The sequence below is a fragment of the Pseudomonas sp. fls2-241-TYG-175 genome, from assembly GCF_030209155.1.
Lineage (GTDB): Bacteria > Pseudomonadota > Gammaproteobacteria > Pseudomonadales > Pseudomonadaceae > Aquipseudomonas > Aquipseudomonas viridiflava.
This window is the reverse complement of record NZ_JARVSO010000001.1, coordinates 299,481-318,018: the sequence shown is the minus strand read 5'-3', so window position 1 is coordinate 318,018 and position 18,538 is coordinate 299,481. Positions and strand designations below refer to the sequence as shown.

At 55.9% G+C, this 18,538-nt stretch carries 14 protein-coding genes; 5 read left to right on the top strand and 9 right to left on the bottom strand.

The window, feature by feature from the left end; genetic code table 11:
- Window positions 1-324: 324 nt before the first annotated feature.
- From QRN20_RS01520 to QRN20_RS01510, 3 genes are read right to left on the bottom strand one after another with little or no spacing between them, the layout of a single operon-like run.
- Window positions 325-2,412 (bottom strand): hypothetical protein, encoded by a 2,088-nt coding sequence (locus QRN20_RS01520; RefSeq protein ID WP_285359932.1) that lies wholly within the window; start codon window positions 2,410-2,412, stop codon window positions 325-327.
- Window positions 2,399-3,919 (bottom strand): tyrosine-type recombinase/integrase, encoded by a 1,521-nt coding sequence (locus QRN20_RS01515; RefSeq protein ID WP_285359931.1) that lies wholly within the window; start codon window positions 3,917-3,919, stop codon window positions 2,399-2,401. Before QRN20_RS01515 ends, QRN20_RS01520 begins: the two co-directional genes overlap by 14 nt.
- A gap of 11 nt (window positions 3,920-3,930) precedes the next feature.
- The gene (locus tag QRN20_RS01510; protein ID WP_285359930.1) at window positions 3,931-5,184 is read right to left on the bottom strand and encodes a tyrosine-type recombinase/integrase; all 1,254 of its coding nucleotides are present in this window, start codon (window positions 5,182-5,184) and stop codon (window positions 3,931-3,933) included.
- A 301-nt stretch (window positions 5,185-5,485) separates the two neighbouring features.
- Here QRN20_RS01510 and QRN20_RS01505 point away from each other — a divergent pair, with 301 nt between their 5' ends.
- A complete protein-coding gene (locus tag QRN20_RS01505; RefSeq protein WP_122509839.1) occupies window positions 5,486-5,791 on the top strand; it encodes a hypothetical protein in 306 nt (101 codons plus the stop codon).
- A 7-nt stretch (window positions 5,792-5,798) separates the two neighbouring features.
- Here the strand turns inward: QRN20_RS01505 and QRN20_RS01500 are convergent, their stop codons facing one another.
- Together QRN20_RS01500 and QRN20_RS01495 are read right to left on the bottom strand one after the other, a co-directional pair.
- Window positions 5,799-6,203: a DUF2251 domain-containing protein gene (locus QRN20_RS01500; RefSeq protein WP_122606809.1), complete on the bottom strand. Its 405-nt coding sequence runs from the start codon at window positions 6,201-6,203 to the stop codon at window positions 5,799-5,801.
- Between the two features lie 224 nt (window positions 6,204-6,427).
- Complete coding sequence (locus tag QRN20_RS01495) at window positions 6,428-7,303, bottom strand: LysR family transcriptional regulator (protein WP_242787971.1); 876 nt, start codon at window positions 7,301-7,303, stop codon at window positions 6,428-6,430.
- Window positions 7,304-7,434: 131 nt separating this feature from the next.
- On the opposite strand from QRN20_RS01495, the gene QRN20_RS01490 reads away from it, so the two are divergent.
- Window positions 7,435-8,304 (top strand): NmrA/HSCARG family protein, encoded by an 870-nt coding sequence (locus QRN20_RS01490; RefSeq protein WP_122509837.1) that lies wholly within the window; start codon window positions 7,435-7,437, stop codon window positions 8,302-8,304.
- Between the two features lie 49 nt (window positions 8,305-8,353).
- Here the strand turns inward: QRN20_RS01490 and QRN20_RS01485 are convergent, their stop codons facing one another.
- The gene (locus tag QRN20_RS01485; RefSeq protein WP_122570160.1) at window positions 8,354-9,403 is read right to left on the bottom strand and encodes a LacI family DNA-binding transcriptional regulator; all 1,050 of its coding nucleotides are present in this window, start codon (window positions 9,401-9,403) and stop codon (window positions 8,354-8,356) included.
- A gap of 146 nt (window positions 9,404-9,549) precedes the next feature.
- On the opposite strand from QRN20_RS01485, the gene QRN20_RS01480 reads away from it, so the two are divergent.
- The 3 genes from QRN20_RS01480 to QRN20_RS01470 are packed head-to-tail and all read left to right on the top strand — an operon-like array spanning window position 9,550 to window position 12,637.
- Entirely contained in the window at window positions 9,550-10,470 is a 921-nt protein-coding gene (locus tag QRN20_RS01480; protein WP_058432930.1) for a TIM barrel protein, read from the top strand.
- A 13-nt stretch (window positions 10,471-10,483) separates the two neighbouring features.
- Entirely contained in the window at window positions 10,484-11,653 is a 1,170-nt protein-coding gene (locus tag QRN20_RS01475; RefSeq protein WP_058432931.1) for a Gfo/Idh/MocA family protein, read from the top strand.
- 60 nt (window positions 11,654-11,713) lie between these two features.
- Entirely contained in the window at window positions 11,714-12,637 is a 924-nt protein-coding gene (locus QRN20_RS01470; RefSeq protein WP_096766894.1) for a sugar phosphate isomerase/epimerase family protein, read from the top strand.
- Between the two features lie 122 nt (window positions 12,638-12,759).
- Here QRN20_RS01470 and QRN20_RS01465 read toward each other — a convergent pair whose 3' ends face one another.
- The 3 genes from QRN20_RS01465 to QRN20_RS01455 all read right to left on the bottom strand — a co-directional run bounded on the left by QRN20_RS01465 (window position 12,760) and on the right by QRN20_RS01455 (window position 18,499).
- On the bottom strand, window positions 12,760-13,779 hold the full coding sequence (locus tag QRN20_RS01465; RefSeq protein WP_058432932.1) for a hypothetical protein: 1,020 nt from the start codon (window positions 13,777-13,779) through the stop codon (window positions 12,760-12,762).
- 424 nt (window positions 13,780-14,203) lie between these two features.
- Window positions 14,204-17,299: an efflux RND transporter permease subunit gene (locus QRN20_RS01460; RefSeq protein WP_032663895.1), complete on the bottom strand. Its 3,096-nt coding sequence runs from the start codon at window positions 17,297-17,299 to the stop codon at window positions 14,204-14,206.
- Between the two features lie 15 nt (window positions 17,300-17,314).
- Window positions 17,315-18,499, bottom strand: a complete 1,185-nt coding sequence (locus QRN20_RS01455; protein ID WP_029242608.1) for an efflux RND transporter periplasmic adaptor subunit — start codon at window positions 18,497-18,499, stop codon at window positions 17,315-17,317.
- Window positions 18,500-18,538 lie beyond the last annotated feature (39 nt).

The window sequence follows — 18,538 nt, the reverse complement described above, 5'->3', positions numbered from 1 at the left end:
CTTCAAAAATCTGGTCTCGCTGCCTCACCAGAACTGCATTTTCCGTCTTAAGACTTGCAATACGCTCCTCAAGGCTCCTGCGTCGACGGGCACCATCTGGGTCTCTCCCGCTTTCCCTCAGTTGTGCGATTCGCGCAGACTCGATTCTGTTTCCACGTTCACCTCCTAGCGTAGCTCGGCTTGTCAGGCCCAGCCGGCGCTGCACCTCCGGTCGGGAAATGGGGGCGAGCTCCACTCCTGAGCTAATCATCTGGGCGAGGAGGGCGTCTATTGCCTCATCTAGAGTCCCGCCCCGCAATATCTGTCGTCTCGCCATAGTAGCCTCTAGTCATCTGAAACCGAACTGTGTCGTTTGTCCGTATCTGCAACTGTCACAGGATGCCCATCTGGAAACACGCGTTGCACGCCTACATTGGTATCGCGTGCAAGGACGGATCTTAAATTATTGAGCTTGTCTTCCTGGTCTGCCAGCCATACATCGCTGCCTGCCTCTCCGGCACCGGCATCGCGCATAATGGTAATTGCGGTCGTCAGATTATCGGCTTGTTTCTTAAGGTTAACCCGTTCCGATGGTGTGCCCATCAGATGCAGATGCGAGCAGCCATTCCAGCACTGAAGATGCTTAGGGCAGGGCGCTTGGGAGAAGTCGTGAATGCAACCTCCAAAGGGTGTCACGTGCAGCGCCGTTGCGTGTACGGTGAGGAATGCATCTGCCGTGATCGCGCCTTTATCTGACAGCAGCGCATGGTAACTGTCGGTCAAAGCGCCATGAATGCGCTTATCTCTTATGCCCGCATGTAGAAAGTCGATACGCTCGTGATGGCTATTGAACGCCAAGAACTCTTGATGGGTAGCGGTGTTTTCTTCAATGCTTGTGTGTTGGTAATAGACATTCTGGTCGAGGCGTTTTCGCCCCAAGGCCAGCGCCTGCTGAACATTGCTCATGCCAGTCAGATGGTAAATAGTATTTCGCCAGTGGCGCGGTTGATGGCTAGTCAGCTTGATCGGTGTCCCATCCGCTTCAAATAATGAGCGGCGCGAAAATATGGACGAGAATCGCGGATCCGCGCCGAGTGCTCGGTTAATGTCAACCAACATCACTCGTCGTGGAATGGCACGGAACACGTTGGCCTCACGTCCCCCCAAACGAAATTGTCCGTCAAATGCGATGGCAAGTGTTTCACTTGTTTTTAAGACAACACGAAGCTTACCGCTGACATTTTCGGTAAGCGCGGCATGCCCGTGAAGTTTAGGGACGAGAAAACTCTCAATATCGCCAGCCAAATACTTTCGCCTCGCCGCCTTGCTAGGATGGATTCCATTTCGTGAGAAGTACGCACTCAGGTTTCGAGAGGCATCGCGATTTTGACTGAATCCAAGCCAGCTAAAAACTTCAGCTTCTGACATTTCTTTTTGCGGCGAGTAATCCCACAGGCGGCCTGGATGGGCCTCTTGCCACATCGCGATTTCTCGTTGCTCTTGCGTCAGCACCTTCAATCGTTCGACCGCACGCCTGGCTAAAGGAACGTCGCTTTCTGCGAACCAATGAACACGGGATTGAAACTGCTTTTCCGCAAAGTACCTAATTCCGCATTCGACCAGGCGCTTGCCATTTGCATCTACAACCACCTCACCTATCGCTCCTTTGATTGGTCTTTCGACCCAACAGTCATAAGGTATTACTGAAACCTCATTACCCCGTTGCCCAGTCGCGATCAGCAAATCAATCACGCGCAGCAGGATTTCTTCGCTGTCATTAAGCGGATTATTCGAACAAAGGGCGTAGGCTTCCATCGCCTCACGAGAGGGCAACTTCTCATCAGATTTACGCTGTTTTACAGTGCGATCGGGATCATGCAGCGAAATATAGTCGTGACGGCGCTTTTCTGGTTTTTCATCATGATCAAAGTGGATGGCGATCTCGGTTAATTGCAGATTATCAATCGTATCCGCTATTACTTGGAGGTGAGAGATCGCGTCATAGAGATTCTTGTAGCCGCTCTCACGGAGAAATCCTACGACGCGATCAAAGTCGCCTCGCGTCAATTGTGTGGGATCGGATACACCGCGCTCAAACAAGGGGTTGTAGAGCCGCCGGACGGCAATATTGTATGCAGCGACCATCGAAAACTGCAGGCTCCGGGTGCGTTGTAGATACAAAATCAGGGCCTTGTTAAAATCTTGGAACACGAGGGGAAGTGGGCCCTTCGCCGGAGAAGGATAGCCCGTTTTTTCGAGGGCTTGCCGATGCGTCTCGAAGGTAAGCGTATTTTGCTTTCCACGTTGTGGTAACCAGCTTCCGACGCCCCATAACGATGACGCCCACGGTGTTGAAATCGGTAACGAATGGAAAATCGCTTGTTCCTGTGTAACAAAACCTCCGAGGCGTTGACTTGCTCTAGACAGCGTCATCCGCGGCATCCTCAGTTTGCTGCCGGCAGCGCTCGATCGTAGCGCTTACCGCCAGAATGGTTGTCTGATGCTGGGCCACGGGCCGGTTGTGAATGAGGTCACCGGCTTGTTCTGCCCTATCAATGAACCGTTGGGCCTCTCGTTGCAACGCCTCCTTCACCTGCTCATGGCGGCCGTCAGAAAAGGGGTGGAACTTCTTGCAGGTGTAGCAGGCGTATATAGGGTTGTAGGGACAGTGGGTATGGACCGGCAGGGCGCAGGCGCCAATATCGCCGATGTACTGCGTATCAATGACGCCGCGGACGACTCTTTCAGGAGCAGTATCGCGGCGTTGGACGATTTTCCCAGTTAATAAGCTGCGCATGATGCGTTGATAGGCCGGGCTCTTACCCAGTGCTTTCTCTTTTATCCGGGCAATGTTGGGGGTTGCCGTTACATAAGCACGGGCCGCAACCGTGCTGTTGTGCCCGAGCAGTTCGGCAATCATGTCTGCCGGAGTACCCTGATCCGCCAAACCTTGCCCGAGGTGATGACGCAACAATATGGATACCTGATTCGGCCTATCTATCCCTGCTTCACGCAACTCGTGTTTGAGGCCTGAACCGATTTCGCTAACCGAGAGACGCCTTCCACAAGGATTGACAAATAATGGTTCACAGTCGTTACCAAAACGGCGTTGAATTTCTAAAACGTGGCGTGAGATTTTCACTCCCAGAGGCGCGGTTATTTTACGGGGGCGCCGCTCAGGTCTGCGTTGGCCAACTTTTTTGGCCATGGGTAGCCACAGGGTGTAGTACTTCTCGTTATAAGCGCTTTCAATAAACTCAAAATCCGCAATGTCTAGCGAATGAAATTGAATCGATCGAGGTGCGAGTTCGAAACCTAAGTGAAGCACTATATTAAACTGGATATCCTCCCAAGAGTCAGATAAAGATTGTCGCTCAATGCGATTAAGCAATAGAATTTCCTCATCGAGTTCCAAACCCGACTGAGAGAGAAAAATTCGAGAGTAGGGAGATGAACGTTCGGTTTTGAAGTTTTTTATCTTTAGATAAATGTCGTTACTAAATCCGGTGATTCCTCTATCCATTGCCCAGCGATAAAGCGTGCGAAAGACGACTACGTACTCTCTTGAACTGCTCCAGCTTTTGAATGCGCTAATAATTTCGTCGGCTGCCCAAGGGAATCTCAAGGAAATATCACTTTCCGAAACCCGATAGAGCATTCGAGCGGCCCTATATGCAGTTGAAGGGGAATATTTCTCTAACATATGAACCATAAATGCTTTGGCTATTTCGACAAACTCCGAGCTCAACTTTAGACCAGACCAATCAATATTCATTGCCATGCCGCCGTCGTACCACGTCCAGACGTTCAATCGAGTATCGACATACCTTGGCTGGTCATTAGTGCGAGTTCGAATCGCAATCTGAGCCGGGCCTTTGAACACGTAGGTCGGAAAAGAGGAGGAGGGTGAAGCATGTTCTTGATCGGCTGATTTGGTCACTGCGAACTTCCTTAACTGTCAAGTCGGCTCCAGGCTGCCAAGGCACGCTGGGCGTTGTGGAGGTTGGCCGACTCGGCTAGATAACGACTTGCATAACGGCGTGGCATCGTCGAAGTATCAGACCAACCGCAGACTCGTCGGAGTTCGTCCGTGGCCCGCTCGAGGTCATACCCAAGCTTCTCAACCAGGTAAGCCAAAAACCGGTCGGCAAAGGTGTGGCGAAAGTCATGCGCGGAAAGTGTAGGCAACAACCCCGGATGAGCCAGTTCAATGGTCCGAAACAGCCGATCAAGGACGTTAGACAATGCGCGAATCGACAGTGGGCGGCCTCGGTCTGAGATGAACAGATAGCGGTACAGCAATTTCATCGGTTTGCCGTTACGCAAAGGGCGTCTTTCGCGCTGGATATAGCGTTCGTAGACCTCATACAACTGCGCGGAAATGCCTAACGTCCGTCCGTGTGTTTTCAACGCAGGCTCTTCAGCACGAGGGTCACCTGGCTCATGCTCGCGATCATTGATGCTGACATAGGCATGCTGAGACCCATCATTGACATCGGTGGTGTAGAGCTTGAGAAGCTCCCCTCGGCGCATACCGGTCTCCAGTAGTAGTTCAATCATCAGCCAATTGCGCAGTTGCAGCCTTTCCGGGAACGGATTCGCCGTAGCGCCGGGGCGAATCAGTGTGCGAACGATCTGAAGTTGCGTATCTGTCAGGCTGCGGTAACGAGCATGGTCGGGACGAACATTGATGATATGGCTCTCAAAGCGCCGCTCTATCACGTCAGCGACATCTGCAAATACCACCTCGATGTTAGCCAGGGTGGTTGAATTTTGACGAGCGCGCGGGATGTATCGGGTGACACACCAGGACAGGTATAGCTTCAGCAAACGCAGGTACTGGTCACGAGTACGCGGATCGATCTGCGGAAAAGGTGCCGTTTCAGCTTTGCCGATTCGGGCAACCAGGTTGTCGGCTTGACGGCCGCTTTGGAGCCAAATGGCGTAACCGTCCAGTAAAGCCAAAATCGATTCGAATTGGCAGGCCAAGATGGCGTCATCAATATTGAGGTCACGGCTTTTGGCATAGCTATAGAAAGCCTGGATCGCGCGCAGATGTGCTGCTGCCGTATTGTAAGCCCGGTGCCTGAGTCTGAGTTGGACGTAGATGAACGGAACGAGTATGGGCAACGGCTCCGCGTTACCAGCGTGCACGAGCAGCGGAACACGCTGACCTGAAGAGAAACGGCACTGAATCAGCTTCATCGGCAGCCACCTCATTCAAGGACTTGTCATGAACACCATGGACATGGCCCGTTGAGAGAGTAGAGGTCAGAAACGAATACGTCGAATCAGTGAGTTACGTGGCTTATGAACATATCTGACATAGCACATGATTTAACATAATATACATTATGCGGCCCTAGGCATTATCCATAACGGCATTGGTACACACCATTTCAAAAGCCACACCCACCGAAATCATCAAATGCCCCCAATCGACATCAGCGACAAATCCCTCGACAGTCCCGCACGCTCTTAACCTGCACCATTTCAAGGATGGATCATGAACCGCACCCTGACGTTCGTTCTCGCCTGCATCAGTCTGCCTGCCTGGTCAGCCAGTCCGAATGCCTTCGAGGCCACGCCACTCAGCAAGCACATTCATACCCTGAGCAATGCGTTCGCCTGTGAAGTCACTGCCGGAATGCCTGGCGCAAGAAAGTCACCTAAATGCCGCAACGGAAATAACCCAGCGCTCACGAACTCCAGAGGCCTCGATAAAACCGCAGACAGAAAAACCCTGCGCGAATGCATGAAGCCTGACAACCTGATCGATGAGAATGTGCGCGCATGCATGAAGGGTCTTTAACCCGTAATCACGCAAACAGCCGCAGCGCGGTCTCGTCCCATTCATGTCCGGCAACTGACCAACCGTTATCCACTGGTGGCGGGAATCCGGTGCGGCAATAGCCTTGTTTCGCCTGGAGATCGACGATTGCATGGGGATAATCGTTGATCAGCAGGACTGCTTTGCCGTGATCCAGAGACCAGCCAATCTTGATATTCGAGGTTTTTGCACGGTCAGTAACGTCTGCCACGTTGTAAATGTGCAGTGCGTCCTGGATGGGATTGTCCGTGGAGCCAGTGTCGAGTGCGTAGCAATAGCCGGTGTCCCCGTCATCTTCGAATACCATGACGAAGGTGCCTTCCTGCGCTGGGGCTTCGACCACAAGGGCCTGTCCCACATTCAATTCGTGTTCAGCAGCCAGATAAACAGGCATTTGCGTAATCCTCAGGTGTTTGGACTTACTTGATAGTGACTTCGATATTCTGCCTTTGCATGCAGATCAACCTCAATGCTCCTAAGCTCCATGCGCCGATCAGCCCTTCAGAAACGGGCTATTTCGCGCTATCCTTCCAAATCTGTAATATGCAAATATCTGATAACTCAACTAAAGAGTCATTTAGTTTAGTTATGTAATACGAAGCTCAGAGTCGATCAGCCCTAACCCTCCAATACCAACGAAACATTCGGATATCTGGCGCACATGAAGTCGACGAATGCGCGGACCTTGGGAGCGGCCAGTCGTCTTGATGTATGCAATACCCAAAGCTCAGCTTCTACGTCCGACACTACGCCCCATTGAACCAGCTCTCCTTTGGCCAGGTTATTCCACACGATGGATTGCGGGATCAGAGCCACACCGCCGCCGGCTATGGCTGCATCGCGGATCATGAGAAACGAAGAGAACTTGAGTCTTGGGACAGGTTCCAGTTTCAGCGCCCCGCCGTCCACAGCCCAGATGGTTGGCTGAAAATTAAAGGCCACGATTGCGGATACCGGGTTGATTGCATCAGATGTCGGCTTTGGTATTTCAGGCGCAGCGACAACGATCAACCGGTCTTTGGCAAAGCACCGCCCTACCAGATTGCTGTCCGGGCGTGGGTTTACCCGAATGCACGCGTCGAATTGCTCTTCGACAGGATCAACCACACGATCCTCGGCGACCACCTCAAGCTCGATCTCGGGATAGGCCGCACAAAAATCGGCACCGATACACCCCATCGCGAGTTGCGAGAACAGGATCGGGGCCGCGATGCGTAATCGCCCGCGAGGTATCGACACGCCCTCCTTCGCCGCTGTCATGGCTTCCGTCACCTCGCCCAACGGTCCTTCCGCTCTGTCCAACAGCATCTGCCCGGCCTCGGTCAGCCTTAATCCTCGGGCACTGCGCTCGATCAGTCTGACGCCTAGTTGCTCTTCAAGCTCGGCGATTCGGCGCGATAACGTGGCCTTTGATCGACCGCTTGCGCGGCTGGCTTTTCCCAGCCCTCCATTGGCAGCAACGAGTGTGAAATCAATCAGGGCGTTGAGGTTCATGGCGTTCCATTATTGAGACGGTGTATCTATATATTGGCGTCTGCGTTTTATTCCTGCAACGAGATACCTTGATCTCAACGCAGCGGGATTGCTCGCTGACTTCATCAGGTATTCATTACGGAGATTCAACCATGAGCATTCTTGTCATCGGAGCCACAGGCACTGTCGGTTCACTCATTGTCCAACGTCTGGCTGCAGCAGACGCTGAAGTCAAAGCGCTCGTCCGTCAGCCTGGCAAGGCAAGCTTTCCGGCTGGCGTCACCGAGGTGGTTGCGGACTTGACCGATGTGCCTTCGATACGCGCCGCGTTAACGTCGGTACGAACCCTGTTTCTGCTCAATGCCGTTACGCCGGATGAGGTCACGCAAGCGCTCATCACGCTCAATCTCGCGCAAGAGGCCGGCATCGAACGCATCGTTTACCTGTCGGTCATCCACGCGGACAGGTTTACCAACGTGCCGCACTTCACCGGCAAGCATTCGGTCGAGCGCATGATCGAGAGCCTCGACATTGCTGCCACCGTTCTGCGTCCGGCTTACTTCATGCAGAACGAAGGCATGGTTCAGCAAACGATTCAGGGCTATTCGGTGTATCCGATGCCGATCGGTGATGCGGGCGTTTCGATGATCGACGCACGCGACATCGCCGATATTGCAGTCGCGGAATTGCTGCGACGTGATCGGGCACCCGTTGCGCTGGAGCGCCTGACGCTGGAGCTGGTCGGTCCGCAGGTCCTCACGGGTCCATCAGTGGCAAAAATCTGGAGTGCCGCGCTGGGTCGTGAGGTGGCTTATGGCGGTGACGATGTCGCAGCCTTTGAAGCGCAGATGGCTTCCTACATCCCGGCCTGGCTGGCGTACGATCTTCGCCTGATGATGTCGGGTATCCAGAAGTTCGGCATGCAGGCGGCCGAGGGAACGGTTGATCGTTTGCAAACCATCATCGGGCGTCCTCTGCGTACTTACGAAGATTTCGTTCGTGAGGCCACGGGCAGCATCTGATTCCGACAGATAAATAGGGGGCAAACGGTGCCTGCCCCCTTCCCTGCGTTCAAACGCTTTCAACGACGTCCGTCTGTAACGACAACGAGACCCGGCCGAGCTGGTTGGTGCCAACGACGGCATCGATCAACATTTCCATGGAGCGCCTGGCGAGCGTCTCCACGGGATGGGACAGCACGGCCTGCACCAGTCCGCTTTGCAGAGCGCTGCGGGTAAGGTCCGTCAAATCGTGACATACCACAGTCGGCAAGCATGCCCGGCGACTGCGCATCTCCTCCAATGCACTGACCACCCCTTCTATACCGCCTCCCGCCACATAAAGACCAGCCAGATCCGGGCATGCCGTGAGCAGATCCAGCGTGTTGCCGCGTGCGAATTCTTCATCCTCAAGTGTCAGGCGCGAAGCCAGTAGCTCCCAGTCGCCGGACGATTCAGCCATGTAGCTCTGAAAACTCAGTTCACAAAGCTCTTGGCACTGGAACCGTTGACTGCCGACCATCACGGCGACAGGACCGGGACGTGCTGCCAGTCGATCAACGAACCAGCCGGCAACGCGTCCCATGCGGCGGCTGTCCACTCCGACGAAACCTGCGCCGGCATGGCTTCCCAGCTCCGAAATCATTGCCACCACAGGAGTCCCGCTGAGGCGAAGCTCGCAGACGGCGTCCTGCACCTCTTTGTGGTCAGCGGCCACGACGCCAAGGGCGTCGACGTCCTTGCCCAGCGCCAGAATGCGCTGGGCGACCACGCGCGGGTTCAGGTCATCCAGATAGCCGATCATCACCCGGACCCGAGCATGAGGGCTAACGGCTGCCGCGTCTGCCAGGGCCTGTGCCAGCCCCTGATAGAACGCCACCCCGCTCTTCTGCAACAGAAACCCCAACTTCACCGTGGGTCGGCTGTGCTGCAGCCGCTGCTCGATGACGCTACGGGCGTGAAAACCGAGACGCTGCGCGGCAGCAGAAATGCGCTGCGCCGTGTCGACCCGGACTGTAGCGCGCAGGTTGAGTACCCGATCTACCGTTGACAGGCTGACCCCGGCTTCCCGGGCGACATCGGCCATCGTGGGCCGGCGTGAGTCGGAATCGTGCTCTGACATGAAATGAAAGTCTCTGACCGATCCATGAAAGGTTTTGACAGTTTTACCGGCTGGACTATAGCAGTGCCGCGCACACCGACCTAGCATCCTGATGCAACCGATCACCCCTCCCCTGACACAACAATAACAACAGCCGGAGTGAGCCAATGGCCATCCATTTATCCACCGCCCCCTGCTGCTGGGGCGTAGACGACGTCAACAATCCCTATCTGCCACCGTGGCGTCAGGTGCTCAGCGAAGCAGCGCAGGCTGGTTATCGGGGCATCGAACTGGGCCCTTATGGATATCTCCCGCTGAATGTCGACGAGCTTGGCGGAGCACTGGCAGAGAATGGTCTGCACCTGATTGCAGGCACGATCTTCGACAATCTGGTCGACCCGGCAAACCTGCCCTCGCTGCTGAAACAGGCCCACGATATCTGTGCGCTGCTCAAAGCGTTGCGGCCTGCCGGGCAACAGCAGGAGCCACACCTTCCCGCCCCCTATCTGGTCATCATCGACTGGGGACATGAGGTGCGCGACTACGCAGCCGGGCATTCTGATAAGGCGCCTCGTCTGAATGCTGCCGAATGGTCCGCCATGATGGCGCACATCCGCAAAATCGCAGACATCGCGAATCGCTACGGCGTGCGGGCCGTGATTCATCCCCACGCCGGAGGCTACATCGAGTTCGCCGACGAGCTGGCGCAACTGGTGCAGGACATTCACCCGGATGTTGCCGGGCTGTGCCTGGACACCGGACATCTTTACTACGCAGGCATGGACCCGGCAGCGACCTTGCGCCAGTACGCGTCACGCCTCGATTACCTGCACTTCAAGGACATCGATCCGCTGGTGTTCGATCAGGTACTCGGCGAACGCATCACTTTCTTCGCCGCTTGCGCCAAAGGCGTGATGTGCCCGCTCGGGCGCGGATTCATTGACTACCCCGCGTTACGCACGCTCATTCGCGAACTGGATTACCAGGGCTATATCACGGTCGAGCAGGAACGCGACCCGCGCCATGTCGGCGGCAGCCTGGCAGATGTTACCGAGAGCCGTACCTACCTGACCCGCTGCGGTTTCTGACAAGGAAAAGATCATGATCAACGGCAGCAAGCGTATTTCCCGCCCTGTTCGATGGGCGATGGTGGGTGGCGGCGCGAACAGCCAGATCGGCTACATCCACCGCTCGGCAGCACTGCGTGACCAGAACTTCGCGTTAATTGCAGGCGCGTTCGATATCGACCCTGAGCGCGGCCGTGCTTTTGGCGAACAATTGGGTGTGGACCCCGAACGCTGTTACCCAGACTACCTGCAGCTTATTGAACAGGAAGCCCGGCGCCCGGACGGTATCGAGGCCATTTCCGTCGCCACACCCAATGGCACTCACTTCAACATCACCAAAGCGGCACTTGAAGCCGGTTTGCATGTGGTGTGTGAGAAACCGCTGTGCTTCACGCTCGAAGAAGCCGAGACCCTCAGGGAAATATCCAGAGCCAACCAGCGCATCGTCGGCGTGACTTATGGCTACGCGGGCCACCAGTTGATCGAGCAGGCCAGACATATGATTGCCGCAGGCGAGCTTGGTGAGATTCGCATGGTGCACATGCAGTTCGCCCATGGCTTTCACAGCGCTCCGGTCGAAACGCAAAACCAGGCCACTCAGTGGCGTGTGGATCCACGCACTGCGGGGCCGAGCTATGTATTGGGCGATGTGGGCACCCATCCGTTGTACATCGCCGAAGTCATGTTGCCTGAGCTGAAAATCAAACGGCTGCAATGCAACCGACAGAGCTTCGTGAAAAGCCGGGCACCGCTCGAAGACAATGCCTACACCCTGATGGAGTACGAAGGCGGTGCCATGGGCTGGGTCTGGTCCAGTGCCGTCAACGCCGGGTCAATGCACGGCCAGAAGGTTCGGGTGATCGGCTCAAGGGCCAGCCTCGAGTGGTGGGATGAGCGTCCCAACCAGCTCAGCTTCGAAGTGCAAGGCCAGCCCGCCCAGATACTGGAGCGCGGCATGGGGTATCTGCATCCAGACGCGCTGCTCGACGATCGTATTGGTGGCGGGCACCCGGAAGGCCTGTTCGAAGCCTGGTCCAACCTTTACTACCGCTTTGCTCTGGCCATGAACGCCACCACACGTGGCGATGCGGCGACGCTGCAGGCATTGCGCTACCCCGACATAAACGCAGGTGTCGAGGGAGTGCGCTGGGTGCAGCGCTGCGTGGAGTCGGCCGATCAGGGTGGGATATGGATTGATTACTGAGTTCCAGATCCCGCAAGGCCGGACAGATTTTGCTCAAGGTTCATCCACTGGAGAATGACAATGAAAATAGCCCTGGATCCTTACATGCATCGCCATCTCAGCCTGACTGAGGTGTGTCGCAAGGCTGCAGAGATGGGATACGAATACCTGGAACTGTCGCCCCGCGAGGATTTTCTGCCCTGGTGGGTCAGACCCCGTGCGCACAAGGAACGTATCGCCGAGTTCAAGAAGGCCCTGAAAGACCATGACCTGAAGGTTGCTTCGCTGCTGCCTATGTACCGCTGGGCCAGCCCACACGAAGATGAACGCACGACGGCAGTCGACTATTGGAAGCAGGCCATTCAGGTCGCCGTGGAGCTGGACTGCGACACCATGAACTCCGAGTTCGGTCGCGGCCCGTCACCCGAACGAGGGCATAAAAGCAACTGCTGCGGCGGCAGTCATAGCCACGAATCCAGCGAAGCCGCGTGGTGGCGATCTATGGAGGAACTGGTACCTGAACTTGAAAGGCAGGGAGTTAACCTCAACATTGAGCCGCACCCCGAAGACTGGTGCGAAACATTGCAACCTGCGCTCGACATGCTGAAGAACATCGGTTCCAGTAACGTCAGGTTTCTGTACTGTGCACCGCATACTTTCTTCTTTGGCGATGACATGGCGAAGATGATTGCCGAAGCCGGCCCGATGATTGCGCATGTGCACGTCGCCGATACCTGGAATCACAAAGCGTCTTCAGGACTGCGCTACATCGTCAATCCCCCAGGGGCAAAAGTGACAGTGCATCAGCATATGGACATGTATCAGGGCGAAATTGATTGGGACGTATTCTTCTCTTCGCTGGCCAAAGTCGGTTTCGACGGGATTGTCACAGCGTGCGTATTCGGCTGGGAAGAACGCGCCGATCAGTCCGGGACTTTCATGCGGCGAGAGATTCAGAGTTACGTGGACAAGTATTGGCCAGACACAGCTGTCAATCGAAGCTGACAGTATTAAACACACAACCTGTAAAACCGCCCTGACTCCGTTGAACAGTCAGGCTTATAAAAGCGCTAAAAAAAGGGGACTATTATCGTCCCCTTCTTCATTCGCTCAACTCAATACGTGTATCAGACCGCAGCAACAACCTTGGCCGGTGGCTGAGTACGACGACCCAGTACACCTGCACCGGCCGCGACCAGACCCGAGATCACCAGAGTGATCAGCAGAATCCACGCGCCTTGCGATACGCGCTTGGCCGTCACTTCAGCCGCTTCACGTGCTTTCTGTTCAGCCTGGGCTTTCAGTTCCTGATACTTGGCATAAGCCTGACGATAGCTGGCCTGAGCCTGATCTACGATCTGGTTGGCCTCTGCATCAGTCTTGTTGCCACGCGCCTTGATCAGATTGACCAGCGCCTGACGGTCAGCGGCATCCCAGGCCTGATCACCCTTGGCCTTGATGCGATCCATCAGGCCGCCCAACTGCTCGTCAGCCTGCTGTGGGTTCTGCGCGCTGCGCTCTGCAGTGTTCTGCGCATCCTGCTGGGTCGCCTGAGCTTCCTGCTTGATGGCATCGGGGTTCAGTTCGGCCTTGCCGGTCTGACGCATGGCGGTTTCGATTTCACCCTGAATATCGTCCAGGTTGAATTCGATGCCCTGCTCACGCAGTTGGTCCTGAATCTTGGTGCCCACGGCCGGAGCAACCTGAGCGATACCGCTGCCCAGTGCCGACATGCCGCTGCCTGCCAGATTCAGACCGCCACGTACCACGCCAGTTACAGCGCTGGTGACCAGATAGACAGTGATCAGCGATACGCTCGCCCATACCAGCAGACCGTGGAAAGCGCCTTCGCGCTGAGCCAGACGCCCCGCAGCCCAGCCGCCGACAAACAGCGAGATGACCGAACTGACAACGACCCATATACCGGCGCCGGTGCCGATACCGGACATCGGATTGGCTTCCTGCATGGGATCGATGCTGGCGGTGCCAATGGCAGTACCCAGTAGATTCAATAACAGGGAAACAACCATGGCCAGTACCACACCGGCCAGAATCGCGCTCCAGGAAATACGTTTGAGCAAAGGTGCCATGGCGTGGGTGTCCTGATAGACAGGTGCGCCTGGGGCGATACGGTCATCGCGAATCATAGTGGTAATCCTTCGAGTCAGTGGCAGAACACGCTAAGTTATTTGGCGTACACTCCAATGACCCAAGGCCCTTTGAATAAGTTTAATGATTTCGACAACTTTTTTTGAAGAGCAAATACTCTATGAATATTAGCCAAAACCCAACGGAACGGAACGGCTCACCCATGTTCCAACTCGCTCGCTTTTCATGCAGATTCGATAATAAATCAATACAGATTAGCGATGTCATCAGTTGTCTGTTGTTTACTATTGCGCTGTTGACTATCGATCCTGCCAAACACTGCATTTGATATAAGTAGCGCTATTAATGGAACCAGAGCGATAAGGCAGCAGCGTTTTGAATGAACAGGCCCACATGACATGAACATTTCCACGAACACAGGCGACCGCTGCGCTGTTACAAGCCGCAGCGGACGATGATTGATCAACGCTTTCTATAGACCAGTATGAAAAACAGCGGAACGAAAAACAGAGCCAGAATCGTCCCCGACAGCATGCCACCGGTTACAGCGACGCCAAGCGCGTTCTGCGCACCCGCGCCGGCACCGCTGCTCAGCACCAGCGGCAATACGCCAAGAATGAACGCAAAGGATGTCATCAAAATCGGGCGCAAGCGCATTCGGGTTGCCTGCAACGTCGCCTCGATGATTCCTGTACCGCGGTCATGGAGATCCTTGGCAAATTCCACAATGAGAATCGCGTTCTTGGCCGCGAGCCCGATGGTGGTCAGCAGTCCTACCTGAAAGTACACATCGTTCATCTTCCAGGTGAGAACTGCGCCCAGCAGCACACCGAAGACGCCGAGCGGGATGACCATGATCACCGATAACGGCACGCTCCAGCTCTCATAAAGAGCCGCCAGACACAGGAACACGAACAGGATCGAGAGCGAGTACAGCAGCGTCGTCTGTCCGGTAGAGGCTTTCTCCTGACGCGACAGCCCTGTCCACTCGAAGCCGAAGCCCGGCGGCAGTTCGGCGACCGCCGCTTCAACGATGGCCAGCGCCTCTCCGCTTGACGCCTGACCTGGCAAGGCCATGCCAAGTATCTCGATGGACGACACGCCGTTGTAACGTTCAAGCCTTGGTGAACCGGAAGTCCACTCAGCCTTGGCAAAGGCCGCAAAAGACACCATGGTTCCGGCGCTGTTTCGCACGTACCAACGGCCAATGTCCTGAGGCAGCATACGAAACGGCGCTTCTGCCTGAAGCATCACCTTCTTGACCCTTCCCTGATCGAGAAAATCGTTTACGTAATTGCTCCCCCAGGCCATGGAAAACGTATCGTTGATATCCGACATCGACAGCCCGAGCGTTCCGGCCTTGTGTGCGTCAATCTGCAGACGAAACTCCGGTGCATTCTCCTGGCCATTGGCACGCACCGCGACCAGGCGTGGATCCTTACTCAGCTTTTCCAGCAACTGATTACGCGCTTTCATCAACGCGTCATGCCCCAGATTGCCGCGGTCCTGAAGCATCAGGTCGAATCCGGTGGCATTGCCCAGCTCCGACACCGCAGGCGGCGCGAAGGGCACTATCAGAGCGTCCCTGATTCCAGAAAAAGCCTGCCAGGCACGCGCAGTTACCTGGGTAACCGTGAGGGATTCATCACTGCGCTCGTTCCAGGGTCGCAGCTTGACGAACGCCAGACCGATGTTCTGGCCGCTGCCCGCAAAGCTAAAACCGGACACAGTGAAAACACCCGAAACCGCATCTTTCTCGTCCACCATAAAATGCTGCTCGACCTGACGAAGCACTTCGTCGGTTCGTTTTTCCGTGGCACCTGGCGGAAGCTGGATCAGCGCAAACAGGGTCCCCTGATCTTCGTCGGGAAGAAAGCCCACAGGCAGCTTGCTGAAGCCCAGCATCACCAGCAAGACGATGACCCCATAGCCGATCATGTAACGCCAGGGTCGGACAAGCATGTGGCCGACGACCCCCTGATACCGGTTGCTACCGCGATCAAAGGCCCTGTTGAACCAGCCGAAGAACCCGCGACGTTCCTGTCCGTGGTTGATGCCGACCGGCTTGAGCAATGTTGCGCAGAGCGCAGGCGTCAGGATCATCGCAACCAGCACCGAGAGCGTCATGGCCGACACGATGGTGATCGAGAATTGCCGGTAAATAACACCTGAAGAGCCGCTGAAGAACGCCATCGGGATGAACACTGCGGCCAGAACAAGAGCGATACCCACCAGTGCGCCGCTGATCTGCTCCATGGATTGCCGGGCTGCCGCTTTCGGCTCAAGCCCCTCTTCACTCATCACTCGTTCAACGTTTTCCACCACGACGATGGCGTCATCCACCAGCAGACCGATAGCCAGAACCATCGCAAACATTGTCAGGGTATTGATGCTGTAGCCAAATACCGCCAACACACCGAACGTACCAAGCAGCACGACAGGCACCGCAATGGTCGGTATCAGCGTGGCCCGGAAGTTTTGCAGAAACAGGTACATCACCAGGAAAACCAGCACAACGGCTTCTACCAGCGTACGCACCACCTCTTCGATGGAAATACGCACGAACGGTGTAATGTCGTAAGGCTTTTGAACCCGCACACCTTCCGGCCAGTAAGGCTTCAGTTCCTCGATCCGCGCGTCAATGGCCTTGACGGTGTCCAGCGCATTGGCGCCCGTGGCAAGCTTGATCGCCAGACCTGCCGCCGGTTTGCCATTGAATCGACTGGTATTGCTGTAGCTTTCGCTGCCGAGTTCGACCTTGGCAACGTCACGCAGCCGGACCTGGGAACCGTCTGTTTCGGTGCGCAACAGGATGTCTTCGAACTGCTCGGCGGTTTGTAAGCGCGTCTGAGAGGTGATGGTTGCATTGAGTTGCTGGTTGCCCGCCGCAGGCAACGCACCCAATTGTCCCGACGACACCTGAACGTTCTGCGCCTGAATGGCGTTCCTGACGTCTATGGGCGTCATCTTGTAACTGGCCAGCTTGTCGGGATTGATCCAGATACGCATCGCATATTGCGCGCCAAACAGCGTTGTATCTCCGACGCCGTCGACCCTGCCAATCGCCTCCTGGATATTTGCCGAGACGTAATCCGAGAGATCCGCGCCGTTCATTCGCCCGTCTTCGGAGGTGAATGCCAGAATATTGAGGAAGTTGGTCGATGATTTGACGACCTGCACGCCCTGCTGTTGAACCTCAGAGGGCAGCAGTGGCGTCGCCAGAGTGAGCTTGTTCTGCACCTGCACTTGCGCAGTATCGGCATCCGTTCCGTTTTCGAAGGTCAGCGTAATGGTCACCGAACCACTGGACTCACTGGTCGAAGCGATATAACTGAGCCTATCCAGGCCCTTCATCTTCTGCTCGATCACCTGAGTGACGGTGTCCTCAAGCGTCTTGGCCGATGCGCCCGGATAGTTGGCAGTGATCGCAATCGCGGGAGGCGCAATCGTCGGGTACTGGGCAATGGGCAGCGTCAGAATCGCCATGATGCCTGCGAGCATGACGATGATGGCCAGAACCCAGGCGAAGATGGGGCGATCGATGAAAAAGCGCGACATGTTATCTACCCGGAATTATTGGAGGTCGGAAGGCGTGGCAACTGCCGCTACAGATTGCGGCTTCCATGGCACGGTCTTGACCTTCACGCCGGCCGAGGCGCGCTGCTGACCGTCGACAACCAGCTGGTCACCGACATTCAACCCGCTGCTGATCAGCCATTGATCACCGATCGCACGGTCAGTCGTCAGCTCACGGCGCTCCAGCGTATTGTCCTTACCCACCACGTACGCCATGGGTTTACCCGTGCTGTCTCGGGAAACTGCCTGCTGCGGAACCAGCAATCCCTGCTCCTTGAAGCCTTCTTCAAGCACCGCGCGCACATACATGCCAGGCAACAGATCGGCATTCGGGTTGGGGAACACGGCACGCAGGGTAATCGCGCCCGTGTCCTGATCCACTGTCACGTCGGAGAACTCGAGGGTGCCCTCCAGCGGATAGAGACTGCCGTCCTCAAGCTTCAACCTCACTTTGGCGGCAGTGGCGCCACTCTTCTGGATTTCGCCGTTGCTCAGCGATTTTTTCAGGCGCAGCAACGCCGCACTCGGCTGCGTGACATCGACGTATATCGGGTCAAGTTGCTGAATGGTCGCCATGGTCGAGGTCTGGTTCGCAGTGACCAGTGCGCCCGGGGTGATACCGGATTTACCGATTCGACCTGTAATCGGAGCGTTGACCTGGGTATACGTCAGATTGATACGGCTGCTTTCGACATTGGCTTTGGCCGAGGCAACATCCGCCCGGCTCTCACCCAATGAAGACACGGCATCGTCGTAGTCCTGCCGACTGACCGCATCGAGGGCAGCCAGCTCTTTGTAGCGCTCGTTCTTGAGCCGGACCGATGTCAATGATGCTTCTGCCTTGGCCAGCGCCGCCAGGTCACTGTTGTACGTAGCGCGGTAGGTGGCAGGGTCGATCAGGTAGAGCACTTGCCCCGCCTTGACCGTGCTGCCCTCCGTAAAGCTGCGCTTCTGAACGATCCCGCTGACCTGGGGCCGTATCTCGGCAATCATGAACGGCGCAGTGCGCCCCGGAAGCTCCGTGCTGAAAACCACTCGCTGTGCCTGCACCGCGAGTATGCCGACTTCAGGTGTTCCAGGTGCAGGTGGAGGGCCGCCCGGCGGCTTGCCGCATCCCGTCAGAACACTGATCGACAGAAAAGCGGCCATGACATGACGGCGACAGAGAAAGACAGAACACATAAGGGAAGCTCCGGACAACGATTCGACATAACGATACCA

Excerpts from the sequence above, each read along its gene's own strand:
- QRN20_RS01520 (WP_285359932.1), bottom strand. The coding sequence starts at position 2,412 with ATGACGCTGTCTAGAGCAAGTCAACGCCTCGGAGGTTTTGTTACACAG.
- QRN20_RS01510 (WP_285359930.1), bottom strand. The coding sequence starts at position 5,184 with ATGAAGCTGATTCAGTGCCGTTTCTCTTCAGGTCAGCGTGTTCCGCTG.
- QRN20_RS01505 (WP_122509839.1), top strand. The coding sequence starts at position 5,486 with ATGAACCGCACCCTGACGTTCGTTCTCGCCTGCATCAGTCTGCCTGCC.
- QRN20_RS01500 (WP_122606809.1), bottom strand. The coding sequence starts at position 6,203 with ATGCCTGTTTATCTGGCTGCTGAACACGAATTGAATGTGGGACAGGCC.
- QRN20_RS01495 (WP_242787971.1), bottom strand. The coding sequence starts at position 7,303 with ATGAACCTCAACGCCCTGATTGATTTCACACTCGTTGCTGCCAATGGA.
- QRN20_RS01490 (WP_122509837.1), top strand. The coding sequence starts at position 7,435 with ATGAGCATTCTTGTCATCGGAGCCACAGGCACTGTCGGTTCACTCATT.
- QRN20_RS01485 (WP_122570160.1), bottom strand. The coding sequence starts at position 9,403 with ATGTCAGAGCACGATTCCGACTCACGCCGGCCCACGATGGCCGATGTC.
- QRN20_RS01480 (WP_058432930.1), top strand. The coding sequence starts at position 9,550 with ATGGCCATCCATTTATCCACCGCCCCCTGCTGCTGGGGCGTAGACGAC.
- QRN20_RS01475 (WP_058432931.1), top strand. The coding sequence starts at position 10,484 with ATGATCAACGGCAGCAAGCGTATTTCCCGCCCTGTTCGATGGGCGATG.
- QRN20_RS01470 (WP_096766894.1), top strand. The coding sequence starts at position 11,714 with ATGAAAATAGCCCTGGATCCTTACATGCATCGCCATCTCAGCCTGACT.
- QRN20_RS01465 (WP_058432932.1), bottom strand. The coding sequence starts at position 13,779 with ATGATTCGCGATGACCGTATCGCCCCAGGCGCACCTGTCTATCAGGAC.
- QRN20_RS01460 (WP_032663895.1), bottom strand. The coding sequence starts at position 17,299 with ATGTCGCGCTTTTTCATCGATCGCCCCATCTTCGCCTGGGTTCTGGCC.
- QRN20_RS01455 (WP_029242608.1), bottom strand. The coding sequence starts at position 18,499 with ATGTGTTCTGTCTTTCTCTGTCGCCGTCATGTCATGGCCGCTTTTCTG.